This is a genomic window from Pantoea sp. PGP6 (assembly GCF_053474785.1).
The window spans coordinates 4078448-4095012 of sequence record NZ_JBQBMA010000001.1 but is presented as its reverse complement, the minus strand read 5'-3'; the positions used below and the strand labels follow the sequence as shown (position 1 = coordinate 4095012).

The following is a 16565-nucleotide window of genomic DNA, read 5'->3' as shown; positions in this document are numbered from 1 at the left end:
CCGCTTAAGGGGTATGCTAAACTGCGGCCATTTCGCGACACTGGAGAGACGTCAATGGATTCCCTGAAGACCTTGTATCACGCGCATATCGCCACGTTGCAGCAACGGGCGCAGCAGGTGCTGGCACACAATAAACTGGATGCGATGCTGATCCATTCCGGTGAGTTGTTGACGGTGTTTCTGGATGACCACACCTATCCGTTCAAGGTGAATCCACAGTTTAAAGCCTGGGTGCCGGTAACGCAGGTGCCGAACTGCTGGCTGTGGGTTGATGGGGTCAGTAAACCAAAGTTGTGGTTTTACTCTCCGGTTGACTACTGGCATAACGTTGAGCCGCTGCCGGACAGCTTCTGGACCGCTGAGATTGAGGTCATCGGCCTGAAAAATGCGGATGAGATTGCGCAGCTGTTGCCGGCTCAACGTGAGAATGTCGCCTATATTGGCCCGGTAAATGCGCGGGCAGCGCAGCTCGGTATCAGTTCTGGCAATATCAATCCCAAAGCGGTGATCGATTTCCTGCATTACCATCGCAGCATCAAAACCGAGTATGAGCTGGCCTGTATGCGCCAGGCGCAGAAGCTGGCCGTGGCCGGACATCGCGCCGCCAAAGAGGCTTTTTCTGCCGGGTTAAGCGAGTTCGACATCAATCAGGCTTATCTGACAGCCACCGGACATCGCGATACCGACGTACCTTACGGCAACATCATTGCGCTGAATGAACACGCGGCGGTGCTGCATTACACCCGTCTGGATCATCAGCCACCGGCAAAGCGCCACAGCTTTTTAATTGACGCGGGTGCCGAATATCTTGGCTATGCCGCTGATTTAACCCGCAGCTACGCGGCGCAGAGCAGCTCGCTGTATGCCCGGATGGTCGAGGCGATGAATGCAGAAGAGCTGGCGCTGATCGCGACCCTGAAGCCAGGCGTGCGTTACACCGATTATCATCTGCAGATGCATCAGCGTATCGCCAGATTGCTGCTGAAGTTCGAGCTGGTGCAGGGCATCAGTGAAGAGGCGCTGGTGGCGGAAGATCTGACCGGTCCGTTCATGCCACATGGATTAGGGCATCCGCTCGGCCTGCAGGTGCATGACGTCGCCGGGTTTATGCAGGATGAGCAGGGCACCCATCTTGCGGCGCCAGCGCAGTATCCTTATCTGCGCTGCACTCGCGTGCTGCAACCCGGCATGGTATTAACCATCGAGCCTGGCTTCTATATTATTGACTCGCTGCTGACGCCACTGCGTGAAGGCCGGTTCAGCCAGCATTTTAACTGGCAGGCCATTGATGCGCTCAGGCCTTACGGCGGTATTCGCATTGAGGATAACGTGGTGATCCATGCGCATCGCGTTGAAAATATGACCCGCGATCTGCACCTGGCCTGATGGACGCCTTTGATATTCCCGCGGTGGCGTTAAGCGTCAGCGAGGAGACCATCAAAAAGAGCCGCTTTATCACGCTGCTGGCTCACACCGACGGCACGGAAGCGGCACGGGCGTTTGTTCAGCAGGTCAGGCATGAACATCCTGCTGCGCGTCACCACTGCTGGGCCTGGGTGGCTGGCGCGCCAGATGATTCACAACAGCTGGGTTTCTCTGACGATGGTGAGCCGTCCGGCACCGCCGGTAAACCGATGCTGGCGCAGCTGATGGGCGCCGGTATCGGTGAAATCACTGCGGTTGTGGTGCGCTATTACGGTGGCATCATGCTGGGCACGGGCGGCTTAGTGAAAGCGTATGGCGGCGGGGTGCAGCAGGGGCTTAAGCAACTGGCGCGCCAGCGTAAAGTGCCGATGAAACTGTTCACTTTGCAATGCGACTACGCGCAGCTCAGCGATATCGAACGGCTGGTGCAGCGCTTTGAAGGCAAGGTCACCGACAGCCAGTATCAGGACCGCATTGCACTGACGCTGGCCGTGCCTTATGGACAAATCGACGGATTCCAGCAAAATCTGTCAGACTTTAGTCGGGGCGCGTTAGCGCTTATCCCGCTCATACCTTGATGTTCTTCTCTTTTATTTAAAGGAACGGCTGAATGCACTTTCGCGCCATTACCCGCATAGTCGGTCTGCTGGTGATCCTCTTTTCAGTGACGATGATTTTGCCCGGCCTGGTCGCATTAATTTATCGCGACGGTGCCGGTCGGGCCTTTAGCCAGACATTTATGATGGCGCTGGTGATCGGCTCGCTGCTGTGGTGGCCAAACCGCAAACAGAAGACAGAGCTCAAGCCACGCGAAGGGTTTTTGATTGTGGTGCTGTTCTGGACGGTGCTGGGCAGCGTGGGGGCAATGCCGTTTATCTTTGCCGAACAGCCGCACCTGTCGGTTACCGACGCGTTCTTCGAATCGTTCTCTGGCCTGACGACCACCGGTGCCACTACCCTGGTCGGACTGGATTCACTGCCAAAGGCGATTCTGTTCTATCGGCAAATGCTGCAATGGCTCGGCGGTATGGGGATCATCGTCTTAGCGGTGGCGATATTACCGATACTGGGCGTGGGGGGGATGCAGCTCTATCGCGCTGAGATGCCTGGCCCGCTGAAAGATAACAAAATGCGGCCGCGCATTGCTGAAACAGCCAAGACTCTGTGGTTGATCTATGTGCTGCTGACGGTGGCCTGTGCGCTGGCCTTGTGGCTGGCGGGGATGCCGGCCTTTGATGCGATTGGCCACAGCTTCTCGACCATCGCCATCGGCGGATTTTCCACCCATGATGCCAGTATCGGCTATTTTAATAGCGGCACCATCAATACCATCGTGGCGGTGTTTCTGCTGATCTCCGGCTGTAACTACGGTCTGCACTTTGCCATGCTGAGTGGCCGTAATCTGCGCGTCTACTGGCGTGACCCGGAGTTACGGATGTTTATCGGCGTCCAGCTGACGCTGGTGTTGATCTGCACGCTGGTGCTCTGGTTCCACAATGTCTACGCCGGTGGCTGGCAGACCCTGAACCAGGCGTTCTTCCAGGTCGTCTCCATGGCGACTACTGCCGGTTTTACTACCGACAGCATCGCGCGCTGGCCGCTGTTCCTGCCGGTTCTGCTGCTGTGCTCCGCCTTTATTGGTGGCTGCGCCGGTTCAACCGGCGGTGGCCTGAAGGTGATCCGCATCCTGCTGTTGTGCAAGCAGGGTAACCGGGAGCTTAAACGGCTGGTCCACCCGAATGCGGTTTACACTATCAAGCTGGGCAACCGGGCGCTGCCGGAGCGTATCCTCGAAGCGGTCTGGGGATTCTTCTCGGCCTATGCGCTGGTGTTCCTGATCAGCATGCTGGCAATCATCGCCACCGGGGTAGATGACTTCTCGGCCTTTGCTGCCGTCGCCGCCACGCTGAACAACCTCGGACCCGGTCTGGGGGTGGTCGCGGATAACTTCACCTCAATGAATGATGTGGCGAAGTGGATATTGATCTCCACCATGCTATTCGGGCGTCTCGAGGTCTTTACCTTGCTGGTGCTGTTCACGCCGACGTTCTGGCGTGAGTAATTAATAAGGATGCTGAAATGAAAGCGCTAATTCTCTACTCGACCCGTGACGGACAAACGCAAAAAATCGCCTCTTATATAGCTGAGCAGATCGGTCAGCAGCAAAACTGTGATGTGATGAATATCCAGCATGCCACTTCGCCTGACTGGGCACAGTATGATCGGGTGCTGATTGGTGCCTCGATTCGTTACGGCCATTTCCAGCCGGTGGTCGATGCATTTGTTAAGCAGCATTTGCACCAATTGCAGCAGCGTACCAGTGGTTTCTTCTCGGTGAACCTGACGGCGCGTAAACCCGAGAAGCGCTCCCCGGAAACCAATGCCTATACCCAGAAGTTCTTATCACAGTCGCCGTGGCGGCCAGATTGCTGTGCGGTGTTTGCTGGTGCGCTCTATTACCCGCGTTATCGCTGGTTTGATCGCATCATGATTCAGCTGATTATGCGAATGACCGGTGGCGAGACCGATTCTACTAAAGAAGTGGAGTACACCGATTGGCAACAGGTCAGCCGTTTTGCCAATGATTTTGCACAGTTACCAGGCAAATCGTAGCGAAATAACGCGATTTGATGAAAATTACTTCGAACGGTAATCTTTTTGCAATAAACGCTTGTCAGCCCGCGCGAACTCCCTATAATGCGCCTCCATCGACACGGAACAACGGCTTACCGGCCGCCGGGTTGAGAGGCACAGGAGACTGCGCCGCCGGAGAAAAACTTCTGAAAAAGAAGTTGACTCTGAGGGAGGAAAGCGTAATATACGCCACCTCGCGACAGACGGTTAACCCGCTGCTCGCACTGCTCTTTAACAATTTATCAGACAATCTGTGTGGGCACTCGCAGGATTGATATCAACGTCTCCGGACGTAAAAAATATCAAGTCTCACGAGTGAACACATAATGAAATTCATTATGACGTTTTACAGATGAGCACCGCTTAACTTGTTTAAGCAAATCAAACTTAAATTGAAGAGTTTGATCATGGCTCAGATTGAACGCTGGCGGCAGGCCTAACACATGCAAGTCGGACGGTAGCACAGAGAGCTTGCTCTTGGGTGACGAGTGGCGGACGGGTGAGTAATGTCTGGGGATCTGCCCGATAGAGGGGGATAACCACTGGAAACGGTGGCTAATACCGCATAACGTCGCAAGACCAAAGAGGGGGACCTTCGGGCCTCTCACTATCGGATGAACCCAGATGGGATTAGCTAGTAGGCGGGGTAATGGCCCACCTAGGCGACGATCCCTAGCTGGTCTGAGAGGATGACCAGCCACACTGGAACTGAGACACGGTCCAGACTCCTACGGGAGGCAGCAGTGGGGAATATTGCACAATGGGCGCAAGCCTGATGCAGCCATGCCGCGTGTATGAAGAAGGCCTTCGGGTTGTAAAGTACTTTCAGCGGGGAGGAAGGCGATGTGGTTAATAACCGCGTCGATTGACGTTACCCGCAGAAGAAGCACCGGCTAACTCCGTGCCAGCAGCCGCGGTAATACGGAGGGTGCAAGCGTTAATCGGAATTACTGGGCGTAAAGCGCACGCAGGCGGTCTGTTAAGTCAGATGTGAAATCCCCGGGCTTAACCTGGGAACTGCATTTGAAACTGGCAGGCTTGAGTCTCGTAGAGGGGGGTAGAATTCCAGGTGTAGCGGTGAAATGCGTAGAGATCTGGAGGAATACCGGTGGCGAAGGCGGCCCCCTGGACGAAGACTGACGCTCAGGTGCGAAAGCGTGGGGAGCAAACAGGATTAGATACCCTGGTAGTCCACGCCGTAAACGATGTCGACTTGGAGGTTGTTCCCTTGAGGAGTGGCTTCCGGAGCTAACGCGTTAAGTCGACCGCCTGGGGAGTACGGCCGCAAGGTTAAAACTCAAATGAATTGACGGGGGCCCGCACAAGCGGTGGAGCATGTGGTTTAATTCGATGCAACGCGAAGAACCTTACCTACTCTTGACATCCAGCGAACTTGGCAGAGATGCCTTGGTGCCTTCGGGAACGCTGAGACAGGTGCTGCATGGCTGTCGTCAGCTCGTGTTGTGAAATGTTGGGTTAAGTCCCGCAACGAGCGCAACCCTTATCCTTTGTTGCCAGCGATTCGGTCGGGAACTCAAAGGAGACTGCCGGTGATAAACCGGAGGAAGGTGGGGATGACGTCAAGTCATCATGGCCCTTACGAGTAGGGCTACACACGTGCTACAATGGCGCATACAAAGAGAAGCGACCTCGCGAGAGCAAGCGGACCTCACAAAGTGCGTCGTAGTCCGGATCGGAGTCTGCAACTCGACTCCGTGAAGTCGGAATCGCTAGTAATCGTGGATCAGAATGCCACGGTGAATACGTTCCCGGGCCTTGTACACACCGCCCGTCACACCATGGGAGTGGGTTGCAAAAGAAGTAGGTAGCTTAACCTTCGGGAGGGCGCTTACCACTTTGTGATTCATGACTGGGGTGAAGTCGTAACAAGGTAACCGTAGGGGAACCTGCGGTTGGATCACCTCCTTACCTGAAGATACCTTCCGGCGCAGTGTCCACACAGATTGTCTGATAAAAAGTAACGAGCAAAGCGTCTTGCGAAGCAGGCTTAAATGTCCCCTTCGTCTAGAGGCCCAGGACACCGCCCTTTCACGGCGGTAACAGGGGTTCGAATCCCCTAGGGGACGCCACTTGCTTGGTGACAGGTGAAAGGTGTTGCCCACATATCTTAAAGATGACTTACGAGTCATGTTTAAGATATTGCTCTTTAACAATCCGGAACAAGCTGAAAATTGAAACGACGCAGCGCGTCATTCCTCCGTAATAAGGAATGGCAAGGCGATGCGTTCGAGTCTCTCAAATGCTTGCAGCACGCAGCGCTGAAAAACGCCTGTGGGTTGTGAGGTTAAGCGACTAAGCGTACACGGTGGATGCCCTGGCAGTCAGAGGCGATGAAGGACGTGCTAATCTGCGTAAAGCGACGGTAAGGTGATATGAACCGCTACAGCCGTCGATGTCCGAATGGGGAAACCCGGTGCACTCAGTGCATCATTGCAGCATGAATACATAGTGCTGCAAGGCGAACCGGGGGAACTGAAACATCTAAGTACCCCGAGGAAAAGAAATCAACCGAGATTCCCCCAGTAGCGGCGAGCGAACGGGGAGCAGCCCAGAGCCTGAATCAGCTTGTGTGTTAGTGGAAGCGTCTGGAAAGTCGCAGGGTACAGGGTGATACTCCCGTACACAAAAACACACATTCTGTGAGCTCGATGAGTAAGGCGGGACACGTGGTATCCTGTCTGAATATGGGGGGACCATCCTCCAAGGCTAAATACTCCTGACTGACCGATAGTGAACCAGTACCGTGAGGGAAAGGCGAAAAGAACCCCGGCGAGGGGAGTGAAACAGAACCTGAAACCGTGTACGTACAAGCAGTGGGAGCCTTCTTTATGGGGGTGACTGCGTACCTTTTGTATAATGGGTCAGCGACTTATATTCTGTAGCAAGGTTAACCGTATAGGGGAGCCGCAGGGAAACCGAGTCTTAACTGGGCGTTAAGTTGCAGGGTATAGACCCGAAACCCGGTGATCTAGCCATGGGCAGGTTGAAGGTTGGGTAACACTAACTGGAGGACCGAACCGACTAATGTTGAAAAATTAGCGGATGACCTGTGGCTGGGGGTGAAAGGCCAATCAAACCGGGAGATAGCTGGTTCTCCCCGAAAGCTATTTAGGTAGCGCCTCGTGAACTCATCTTCGGGGGTAGAGCACTGTTTCGGCTAGGGGGCCATCCCGGCTTACCAACCCGATGCAAACTGCGAATACCGAAGAATGTTATCACGGGAGACACACGGCGGGTGCTAACGTCCGTCGTGAAGAGGGAAACAACCCAGACCGCCAGCTAAGGTCCCAAAGTCATGGTTAAGTGGGAAACGATGTGGGAAGGCACAGACAGCCAGGATGTTGGCTTAGAAGCAGCCATCATTTAAAGAAAGCGTAATAGCTCACTGGTCGAGTCGGCCTGCGCGGAAGATGTAACGGGGCTAAACCATGCACCGAAGCTGCGGCAGCGACACTATGTGTTGTTGGGTAGGGGAGCGTTCTGTAAGCCGTCGAAGGTGTGCTGTGAGGCATGCTGGAGGTATCAGAAGTGCGAATGCTGACATAAGTAACGATAAAGCGGGTGAAAAGCCCGCTCGCCGGAAGACCAAGGGTTCCTGTTCAACGTTAATCGGAGCAGGGTGAGTCGACCCCTAAGGCGAGGCCGAAAGGCGTAGTCGATGGGAAACAGGTTAATATTCCTGTACTTGGTGTTACTGCGAAGGGGGGACGGAGAAGGCTATATCAGCCGGGCGACGGTTGTCCCGGTTTAAGCGTGTAGGTGTGTGTTCCAGGCAAATCCGGTTCACTTTACACTGAGGCGTGACGACGAGGCACTACGGTGCTGAAGTGATAAATGCCCTGCTTCCAGGAAAAGCCTCTAAGCATCAGGTAACACAAAATCGTACCCCAAACCGACACAGGTGGTCAGGTAGAGAATACCAAGGCGCTTGAGAGAACTCGGGTGAAGGAACTAGGCAAAATGGTGCCGTAACTTCGGGAGAAGGCACGCTGGCGCGTAGGTGGAGGGACTTGCTCCCCGAGCCGAAGCCAGTCGAAGATACCAGCTGGCTGCAACTGTTTATTAAAAACACAGCACTGTGCAAACACGAAAGTGGACGTATACGGTGTGACGCCTGCCCGGTGCCGGAAGGTTAATTGATGGGGTTATCCGTAAGGAGAAGCTCTTGATCGAAGCCCCGGTAAACGGCGGCCGTAACTATAACGGTCCTAAGGTAGCGAAATTCCTTGTCGGGTAAGTTCCGACCTGCACGAATGGCGTAATGATGGCCAGGCTGTCTCCACCCGAGACTCAGTGAAATTGAACTCGCTGTGAAGATGCAGTGTACCCGCGGCAAGACGGAAAGACCCCGTGAACCTTTACTACAGCTTGACACTGAACATTGAGCCTTGATGTGTAGGATAGGTGGGAGGCTTTGAAGCGCGGACGCCAGTCCGCGTGGAGCCAACCTTGAAATACCACCCTTTAATGTTTGATGTTCTAACGTGGCCCCGTTATCCGGGGTGCGGACAGTGTCTGGTGGGTAGTTTGACTGGGGCGGTCTCCTCCTAAAGCGTAACGGAGGAGCACGAAGGTCAGCTAATCACGGTCGGACATCGTGAGGTTAGTGCAATGGCATAAGCTGGCTTGACTGCGAGAGTGACGGCTCGAGCAGGTGCGAAAGCAGGTCATAGTGATCCGGTGGTTCTGAATGGAAGGGCCATCGCTCAACGGATAAAAGGTACTCCGGGGATAACAGGCTGATACCGCCCAAGAGTTCATATCGACGGCGGTGTTTGGCACCTCGATGTCGGCTCATCACATCCTGGGGCTGAAGTAGGTCCCAAGGGTACGGCTGTTCGCCGTTTAAAGTGGTACGCGAGCTGGGTTTAGAACGTCGTGAGACAGTTCGGTCCCTATCTGCCGTGGGCGCTGGAGAATTGAGGGGGGTTGCTCCTAGTACGAGAGGACCGGAGTGAACGCACCACTGGTGTTCGGGTTGTCATGCCAATGGCATTGCCCGGTAGCTAAGTGCGGAAAAGATAAGTGCTGAAAGCATCTAAGCACGAAACTTGCCCCGAGATGAGTTCTCCCTGACCCTTTAAGGGTCCTGAAGGGACGTTGAAGACGACGACGTTGATAGGCCGGATGTGTAAGCGCAGCGATGCGTTGAGCTAACCGGTACTAATGACCCGTGAGGCTTAACCTTACAACGCCAGAGGCGTTTTTGAGAGACACAATTTTCAGCCTGTACCGGATAAAAATTAGCGGAAACGAAAGATTTTGCGGCGTGACAAGGCGCAGAGCGAGGACGTCAGCGGGAGCATACTGAAGTATGTGACCGGTGTGGCCGAGCGATGGCAACGCGGTCACGGCGTAAAAGATTCGTTTCGTGCACCAAGATTTGCCTGGCGGCTGTAGCGCGGTGGTCCCACCTGACCCCATGCCGAACTCAGAAGTGAAACGCCGTAGCGCCGATGGTAGTGTGGGGTCTCCCCATGCGAGAGTAGGGAACTGCCAGGCATCATACGAGTGAAGAAGCCCCGCACGAAAGTGCGGGGCTTTTTTACGTCTGCAGATCGCTGAAATTTTCGCTGAGAACCTGAAATTCCCCCTGCAACACCCGTCTGATACGGTAAACTACGGCCAGATTAATCAGTTAAGGCCGTCAAATGTCCAGCCAACACCCCTCATTAAAAGCCGACAATACGCTTGGGCTTGCCATTCATACCCAACAACGCATTGTGGCGGAAACTCCAGCCGCTATCCTGGCTGCCTGGCAAGCAAGCCAGCATCAACAAACGCCGTTTATGGTGTTAGGTGAGGGCAGCAACGTGCTGTTCCTGGAGGATTTCGCCGGCACGGTGGTACTGAACCGTATCAAAGGAATCGGGATCCGGGATGAGTTCGAGTACTGGAAACTGCACGTTGGGGCAGGTGAGAACTGGCATCAATTGGTGAAAAGTACGCTGGAAAAGGGCATTACCGGCCTGGAAAATCTGGCGTTAATCCCTGGCATGGTCGGTTCTGCACCGATCCAGAATATCGGCGCCTATGGCGTTGAATTAAAAGACGTATGCGAATATGTCGATGTGCTCAATCTGCGCACCGGTCAGACGGAGCGGCTCGATCGCGACGCCTGCGAGTTCGGCTACCGCGACAGTATATTTAAACACCGCTACCAGTCTGGCTACGTGATTGTGGCCGTAGGGATGATTCTGCCAAAACAATGGCGACCGATCCTGACCTACGGCGATCTAAAAACGCTTAATCCCGTCACCGCAAATGCCTGGGATGTTTATCAAGCAGTTTGTGAGATGCGTCAGAGCAAGTTACCCGACCCCAAAATCACCGGTAATGTGGGCAGCTTTTTCAAAAACCCGGTGATCAGCCAGGCGCAGGCCAGCCTGCTGCTGGCTCGCTTTCCGTCGATGCCAAATTATCCACTGGCGAGCGGCGAAACCAAACTGGCTGCAGGGTGGCTTATTGACCAATGCGCGTTAAAGGGCTTTCGTATGGGTGGCGCAGCTGTGCATCAGCAGCAGGCCCTGGTGTTGATCAATGCTGATGATGCGACCCCTGACGACATTGTGGCGCTGGCCCGAACCGTACGTACCCGGGTGGGTGAAAAATTTGATGTCTGGCTTGAGCCTGAAGTCCGGTTCATTCAGGCACAGGGTGAATGCAATGCTGTTGAGGTGATCGCATGAAGGACCATAATGTCCCGCTGAAACTGGTCGATATTTTGTCTGATGGCGAGTTTCATTCTGGCGAGCAGTTAGGTGAAACCCTCGGTATGAGCCGGGCAGCCATCAATAAGCATATTCAGACGCTAAAAAGCTGGGGCCTCGACGTTTATACCGTAACCGGGAAAGGCTACAGCCTGTCCGCGCCCATCCAGTTGCTGGATGAACAGGCGATTCTGTCACGGGTTAAGCAGGGCAATGTTTCAGTCATTCCGGTTATTGATTCGACCAATCAGTATTTGCTGGAGCGGATGCATGAGCTGCAATCGGGGGCTGCCTGTATTGCTGAATATCAGCAGGCGGGTCGCGGACGCCGTGGTCGGCAATGGTTCTCACCGTTTGGTGCCAATCTCTATATGTCGATGTACTGGCGTCTGGATCAGGGGCCTGCAGCCGCTATGGGGCTTAGCCTGGTGATTGGTATTATCATGGCTGAAACATTGCACGCGCTAGGGGCCACGGATGTACGGGTAAAATGGCCCAACGATATATACCTCAACGATCGCAAACTGGCGGGTATTCTGGTCGAACTTACCGGTAAAACCGGCGATGCTGCGCATATTGTGATGGGGGCCGGGATTAACCTGGCGATGCGTTCAGCGGATGCGTCCCAGATCAATCAGGGCTGGATCAACCTGCAGGAAGCAGGCGTAACGGTTAACCGTAATGAACTGGCCGCCAGCCTGATTAACAGCCTGCGTGACGCACTGCCGATGTTTGAGCAGGAAGGACTAGCGCCGTTTGTTACGCGCTGGGCAGCACTCGATAATTTTATTAATCGACCGGTTAAGCTGCTTATTGGCGAACGTGAGGTGCATGGCATTGCCCGGGGAGTGGATAGCCAGGGCGGGCTGTTATTAGAGCAGGATGGCGAAATAAAATCGTGGGTTGGCGGAGAAATATCACTTCGGCCAGTCTGAATATAAAAAGGCCTGCACGAACGCAGGCCTTTTTCATTGAACCGTTTATTTACGCAGTCGGACCTTGTCGACCGCATGATTACCACTCTTAGTCATAATCAGGCTGGCTCTTTCGCGCGTTGGCAGAATGTTTTCCTGCAAATTCAGCCAGTTAATCTCTTTCCACAAGTTGCCTGCTATTTCAATCGCTTCCGCTTCAGAGAGCTGGGCATAATGATGGAAATAAGAATCAGGATTGGTAAACGCACCCTGACGGAATTTCAGGAAGCGATTGATATACCATCTCTGCAACAGATCTTCTGCCGCATCGACATAAATAGAGAAATCGACAAAATCGGAAACGAAGACATGATGGGGATCGTGTGGATAATCCATCCCACTCTGTAATACGTTAAGCCCTTCCAGAATCACAATATCAGGTTGCTGAATAACCTTGTCGCCATCCGGGATGACATCGTAAATCAGATGCGAATAAACCGGTGCGGTCACCTGACTGGCACCGGACTTGAGATCGGAGACAAACTTCACCAGTCGGTGCATATCATAAGACTGCGGGAAGCCTTTTTTCTTCATCAGGCCCCGTTCTTTCAGCACGGCATTGGGATGAAGAAAACCATCCGTAGTGATCAGCTCAACTTTACGATGCTCAGGCCAGCGGCTCAGCAGCGCCTGTAACACGCGTGCAGTGGTGCTTTTTCCCACCGCGACGCTGCCGGCGATGCTGATAATGTAGGGGATCTTTTGCCCGTTAGTCCCGAGGAACTGCTCCAGCACCGCCTGACGACGTACATTCGAGCTGATATAAAAATTGAGCAGACGTGAAAGCGGCAGATAAATCTCTGCGACTTCTTCCAGCGAGAGGTCTTCATTGATCCCCTCCAGCTGGGCGATCTCCTCTTCTGACAGCGTCATAGGGACAGAATCGCGTAATGCAGCCCACTGTTCACGAGTGAACTGCAAATAAGGCGTCGTCAAGGGTGTCGTTTTATCCATAAGCATGCATCTGACCGCAAATTCGTTACATTCAGGAGATTGTCACCCGGATAGGGTAAGACAACATGGTAAATATGAATCGCGGATCACGAGTTTATCATTGAGAACAATGGGCTGGAGGGTATCACCAGTAAGGCTTTTAACAGAAGTAAAAAGATAAATGTGCACTCGCTTTCGTCGGCAGGCCCACAAACTTACGTCGGGCAGCCCATAAAATAGTGCAATCCTGTTAAAGGCTGACCCGCATTACGTCATAACTTTGCGCTGTGCTATTGCTACTCACGCTGAGTATAGCGTGACAATGCTGATTCGCCCGATGAGGCCTGTAACCGCATCTGTCGCCACGCTGACGCAACAGCCTGGCACTGAGTGCAAGGTGGCGCAGATGAATCATCAGGCGGTGATACGCCAGAACAGGACAGCATACCGCCTATGAGCGCGTAGAGGAGGCAATCAGGTTGGCAGGGTGGGTCTGACCCGCAGTCAGTCAGGTGCGCCCGATTTAGCCGCCGGATAAGTAAAGGCGCAGGGGCAGGCTAAAAAAGCAGCACTTAATCTCCTGGCCGCAAAATAAATTTATTGCTGCAGCGCGCTGACCGGCAAAAAGGGGGAGCGATCAGCCAGTCACAGGCGTCCGCAGACTGGCTGCCATCCAGTAAAACGCCAGTGAATTGCACAATAATTCTGCATAAAAACGCTAAATTGCGATGATTTGCACAAATAGTAAGCGATAGCGCAATTTAAGCGATTTTTTTGTTGCATCCTGAAGCCGACCTTCCTAGAATGCGCGTCACTTGATGCCGGCTTAGCTCAGTTGGTAGAGCAACTGACTTGTAATCAGTAGGTCACCAGTTCGATTCCGGTAGCCGGCACCATCAAGTAGGTGGGATTCCCGAGCGGCCAAAGGGAGCAGACTGTAAATCTGCCGTCACAGACTTCGAAGGTTCGAATCCTTCTCCCACCACCATCTCAACCTCACGGTTGAGACCAGATAAACAACCTGTTTATCTGTCAGGTGAGTCACTTCTTCTCACCCTGAATTCAGGCTGGGCATTAGCGCAGTCAAAGTCGGTCAGCTTCGCTGACAGGCTGTGAATAATAGGGGAACATCCTCTGTTACTCACAAGCTACAGAAAGAACAGGTAGCCGAGTTCCAGGATGCGGGCATCGTATAATGGCTATTACCTCAGCCTTCCAAGCTGATGATGCGGGTTCGATTCCCGCTGCCCGCTCCAGATGTGCTGATATGGCTCAGTTGGTAGAGCGCACCCTTGGTAAGGGTGAGGTCCCCAGTTCGACTCTGGGTATCAGCACCACTTCCTTTATCTCCCTCCTGATTTTCTCTCTGTAACTTCCTTGCAGTCAGGCATTGCCTGGTTAATGTGATGATATCTTTGATATATCCGTGTCTTAGAGGGACAAGCGATGGCTAAAGAGCAATTTCAACGTAACAAACTGCACGTAAACGTGGGCACCATCGGTCACGTTGACCACGGTAAAACCACCCTGACTGCAGCTATCACCACCGTTCTGGCAAAAACTAACGGAGGCCAGGCGCGTGCATTTGATCAGATCGACAGCACGCCTGAAGAAAAAGCGCGTGGTATCACCATCAACACCGCACACGTTGAGTATGAGACGGCTTCACGTCACTACGCTCACGTTGACTGCCCAGGCCACGCCGACTATGTGAAAAACATGATCACTGGTGCTGCGCAGATGGACGGCGCGATCCTGGTTGTTGCTGCGACTGATGGCCCAATGCCACAGACCCGTGAGCACATCCTGCTGGGTCGTCAGGTTGGCGTTCCTTACATCATCGTGTTCCTGAACAAGTGCGACATGGTTGATGATGAAGAGCTGCTGGAACTGGTTGAGATGGAAGTGCGTGACCTGCTGTCACAGTACGATTTCCCAGGCGACGACACCCCAATCGTTCGTGGTTCTGCGCTGAAAGCGCTGGAAGGCGAGCCAGAGTGGGAAGCGAAGATTGTTGAACTGGCTGAACACCTGGATAACTACATCCCGGATCCAGTTCGTGCGATCGACATGCCGTTCCTGCTGCCAATCGAAGACGTATTCTCAATCTCTGGCCGTGGTACTGTTGTTACCGGTCGTGTTGAGCGCGGCATCGTTAAAGTCGGCGACGAAGTTGAAATCGTGGGTATCAAAGATACTGCGAAATCAACCTGTACCGGTGTTGAGATGTTCCGTAAGCTGCTGGACCAGGGTCAGGCAGGCGAAAACTGTGGTGTTCTGCTGCGCGGTATCAAGCGTGAAGACATCCAGCGTGGTCAGGTTCTGGCTAAGCCAGGCACCATCAAGCCACACACCCAGTTCGAGTCAGAAGTTTACGTTCTGTCTAAAGACGAAGGCGGCCGTCATACTCCGTTCTTCAAAGGCTACCGTCCTCAGTTCTACTTCCGTACTACTGACGTAACGGGCTCAGTTGAGCTGCCAGAAGGCGTTGAGATGGTAATGCCAGGCGACAACATCAAAATGGTTGTTACCCTGATCCACCCAATCGCGATGGACGAAGGTCTGCGCTTCGCAATCCGCGAAGGCGGCCGTACCGTTGGTGCGGGTGTTGTTGCTAAAGTTATCGCTTAATTATCGATAACGTTTGACGCAATGCACACGAAAAGGGCATCATTTGATGCCCTTTTTGCACGCTGCTTCATAGAACCTGGCTCATCAGTGATTTTCGATCATAATCATTGCTGAGACAGGCTCTGTTATGCGGCGTAGGATACCGAGTTACGCCCCAAAAGCTCATTCGGTTTGGATGCCTCGCACTGCGGGGCAGAATAGTTTCTGAATTATTGTGGCAGGTTGGTTTATGAGTGCGAATACCGAAGCTCAAGGGAGCGGGCGCGGCCTGGAAGCGGTAAAGTGGGTAGTAGTGGTGTTACTACTGCTCGCAGCGATCGTAGGTAACTACCTCTATCGTGATGTGACACTGCCTCTGCGCGCGTTAGCTGTAGTTGTGCTGATTGCAGCGGCCGGCGGCATTGCGCTTTTAACGACCAAAGGCAAAGCGACCGTGGCTTTTGCTCGTGAAGCAAGAACCGAAATGCGTAAGGTTATCTGGCCAACCCGCCAGGAAACGCTGCACACCACGTTAATCGTTGCCGCGGTTACCGCCGTGATGTCACTGATTTTGTGGGGGCTGGATGGTATTCTGGTCCGTCTGGTATCGTTTATCACTGGCCTGAGGTTCTGAGATGTCTGAAGCTCCAAAGAAACGCTGGTACGTCGTACAGGCGTTTTCCGGTTTTGAAGGCCGCGTAGCACAGTCGCTGCGCGAGCACATCAAATTGCACAACATGGAAGAGCTGTTTGGCGACGTCATGGTTCCGACTGAAGAAGTCGTTGAGATTCGTGGCGGCCAGCGTCGTAAGAGCGAGCGCAAGTTTTTCCCGGGTTATGTCCTGGTCCAGATGGTCATGAATGACGCAAGCTGGCACCTGGTCCGCAGCGTTCCGCGCGTGATGGGTTTCATCGGCGGCACCTCTGACCGTCCAGCGCCTATCAGTGACAAAGAAGTCGACGCGATCATGAACCGTCTGCAGCAGGTTGGCGATAAGCCACGGCCGAAAACGCTGTTCGAGCCAGGTGAAATGGTTCGCGTTAATGACGGTCCGTTTGCTGACTTTAATGGCGTCGTTGAAGATGTGGATTACGAGAAGAGTCGTCTGACTGTCTCCGTTTCCATCTTTGGACGTGCAACACCGGTTGAACTCGACTTCGGTCAGGTGGAGAAAGGTTAACCTCTTTCCGCTCACAATTTAGCTGTTGCAGCAGGCGCGAAATTTAACTACAATTTCGCGCCTTTTGTTTTTATGCG

Annotated in this window: 10 protein-coding genes, 5 tRNA genes and 3 rRNA genes; 17 read left to right on the top strand and 1 reads right to left on the bottom strand. The window is 53.6% G+C overall.

The window, feature by feature from the left end:
- Window positions 1-54 precede the first annotated feature (54 nt).
- The 10 genes from pepQ (at window position 55) to birA (ending at window position 11725) form a co-directional block, all read left to right on the top strand.
- The gene (gene pepQ / locus ACLIBF_RS19775; RefSeq protein WP_031375008.1) at window positions 55-1386 is read left to right on the top strand and encodes a Xaa-Pro dipeptidase; all 1332 of its coding nucleotides are present in this window, start codon (window positions 55-57) and stop codon (window positions 1384-1386) included.
- A complete protein-coding gene (locus ACLIBF_RS19770) occupies window positions 1386-2003 on the top strand; it encodes an IMPACT family protein (RefSeq protein WP_031375007.1) in 618 nt (205 codons plus the stop codon). Before pepQ ends, ACLIBF_RS19770 begins: the two co-directional genes overlap by 1 nt.
- Before the next feature lie 32 nt (window positions 2004-2035).
- Window positions 2036-3487, top strand: coding sequence for a Trk system potassium transporter TrkH (gene trkH, locus ACLIBF_RS19765; protein WP_031375006.1), 1452 nt, complete (start codon window positions 2036-2038; stop codon window positions 3485-3487).
- A gap of 17 nt (window positions 3488-3504) precedes the next feature.
- On the top strand, window positions 3505-4038 hold the full coding sequence (gene hemG / locus ACLIBF_RS19760) for a menaquinone-dependent protoporphyrinogen IX dehydrogenase (RefSeq protein WP_031375005.1): 534 nt from the start codon (window positions 3505-3507) through the stop codon (window positions 4036-4038).
- 410 nt (window positions 4039-4448) lie between these two features.
- Window positions 4449-5988, top strand: a 16S ribosomal RNA gene (locus ACLIBF_RS19755).
- An 85-nt stretch (window positions 5989-6073) separates the two neighbouring features.
- Window positions 6074-6149, top strand: a tRNA-Glu gene (locus ACLIBF_RS19750).
- Window positions 6150-6362: 213 nt separating this feature from the next.
- A 23S ribosomal RNA gene (locus ACLIBF_RS19745) occupies window positions 6363-9268 on the top strand.
- A 198-nt stretch (window positions 9269-9466) separates the two neighbouring features.
- Window positions 9467-9582, top strand: a 5S ribosomal RNA gene (gene rrf / locus ACLIBF_RS19740).
- The 16S, 23S and 5S rRNA genes sit together here with 1 tRNA gene alongside, the layout of an rRNA operon.
- 149 nt (window positions 9583-9731) lie before the next feature.
- On the top strand, window positions 9732-10769 hold the full coding sequence (murB, locus tag ACLIBF_RS19735; protein WP_159222931.1) for a UDP-N-acetylmuramate dehydrogenase: 1038 nt from the start codon (window positions 9732-9734) through the stop codon (window positions 10767-10769).
- Window positions 10766-11725, top strand: a complete 960-nt coding sequence (birA, locus tag ACLIBF_RS19730; RefSeq protein ID WP_089562634.1) for a bifunctional biotin--[acetyl-CoA-carboxylase] ligase/biotin operon repressor BirA — start codon at window positions 10766-10768, stop codon at window positions 11723-11725. Before murB ends, birA begins: the two co-directional genes overlap by 4 nt.
- A gap of 45 nt (window positions 11726-11770) precedes the next feature.
- On the opposite strand, the gene coaA is transcribed toward birA, so the two are convergent.
- Window positions 11771-12718, bottom strand: a complete 948-nt coding sequence (gene coaA, locus ACLIBF_RS19725) for a type I pantothenate kinase (RefSeq protein WP_089562633.1) — start codon at window positions 12716-12718, stop codon at window positions 11771-11773.
- Window positions 12719-13517: 799 nt separating this feature from the next.
- Here coaA and ACLIBF_RS19720 point away from each other — a divergent pair.
- The 7 genes from ACLIBF_RS19720 (at window position 13518) to nusG (ending at window position 16488) form a co-directional block, all read left to right on the top strand.
- Window positions 13518-13593: transfer RNA gene (locus ACLIBF_RS19720), tRNA-Thr, on the top strand.
- Between the two features lie 7 nt (window positions 13594-13600).
- A tRNA-Tyr gene (locus tag ACLIBF_RS19715) sits at window positions 13601-13685 on the top strand.
- Between the two features lie 193 nt (window positions 13686-13878).
- A tRNA-Gly gene (locus ACLIBF_RS19710) sits at window positions 13879-13953 on the top strand.
- A 5-nt stretch (window positions 13954-13958) separates the two neighbouring features.
- Window positions 13959-14034, top strand: a tRNA-Thr gene (locus ACLIBF_RS19705).
- A gap of 109 nt (window positions 14035-14143) precedes the next feature.
- Window positions 14144-15328, top strand: a complete 1185-nt coding sequence (gene tuf, locus ACLIBF_RS19700; protein ID WP_176035909.1) for an elongation factor Tu — start codon at window positions 14144-14146, stop codon at window positions 15326-15328.
- A 229-nt stretch (window positions 15329-15557) separates the two neighbouring features.
- Window positions 15558-15941, top strand: a complete 384-nt coding sequence (gene secE, locus ACLIBF_RS19695) for a preprotein translocase subunit SecE (RefSeq protein WP_031376913.1) — start codon at window positions 15558-15560, stop codon at window positions 15939-15941.
- A gap of 1 nt (window position 15942) precedes the next feature.
- Entirely contained in the window at window positions 15943-16488 is a 546-nt protein-coding gene (gene nusG / locus ACLIBF_RS19690) for a transcription termination/antitermination protein NusG (protein ID WP_003848088.1), read from the top strand.
- Window positions 16489-16565: the final 77 nt, after the last annotated feature.

What these genes read in the sequence shown, in the direction of transcription:
- birA (WP_089562634.1), top strand. Translation starts at nt 10,766, where the DNA reads ATGAAGGACCATAATGTCCCGCTGAAACTGGTCGATATTTTGTCTGAT.
- secE (WP_031376913.1), top strand. Translation starts at nt 15,558, where the DNA reads ATGAGTGCGAATACCGAAGCTCAAGGGAGCGGGCGCGGCCTGGAAGCG.
- pepQ (WP_031375008.1), top strand. Translation starts at nt 55, where the DNA reads ATGGATTCCCTGAAGACCTTGTATCACGCGCATATCGCCACGTTGCAG.
- nusG (WP_003848088.1), top strand. Translation starts at nt 15,943, where the DNA reads ATGTCTGAAGCTCCAAAGAAACGCTGGTACGTCGTACAGGCGTTTTCC.
- coaA (WP_089562633.1), bottom strand. Translation starts at nt 12,718, where the DNA reads ATGGATAAAACGACACCCTTGACGACGCCTTATTTGCAGTTCACTCGT.
- ACLIBF_RS19770 (WP_031375007.1), top strand. Translation starts at nt 1,386, where the DNA reads ATGGACGCCTTTGATATTCCCGCGGTGGCGTTAAGCGTCAGCGAGGAG.
- murB (WP_159222931.1), top strand. Translation starts at nt 9,732, where the DNA reads ATGTCCAGCCAACACCCCTCATTAAAAGCCGACAATACGCTTGGGCTT.
- trkH (WP_031375006.1), top strand. Translation starts at nt 2,036, where the DNA reads ATGCACTTTCGCGCCATTACCCGCATAGTCGGTCTGCTGGTGATCCTC.
- hemG (WP_031375005.1), top strand. Translation starts at nt 3,505, where the DNA reads ATGAAAGCGCTAATTCTCTACTCGACCCGTGACGGACAAACGCAAAAA.
- tuf (WP_176035909.1), top strand. Translation starts at nt 14,144, where the DNA reads ATGGCTAAAGAGCAATTTCAACGTAACAAACTGCACGTAAACGTGGGC.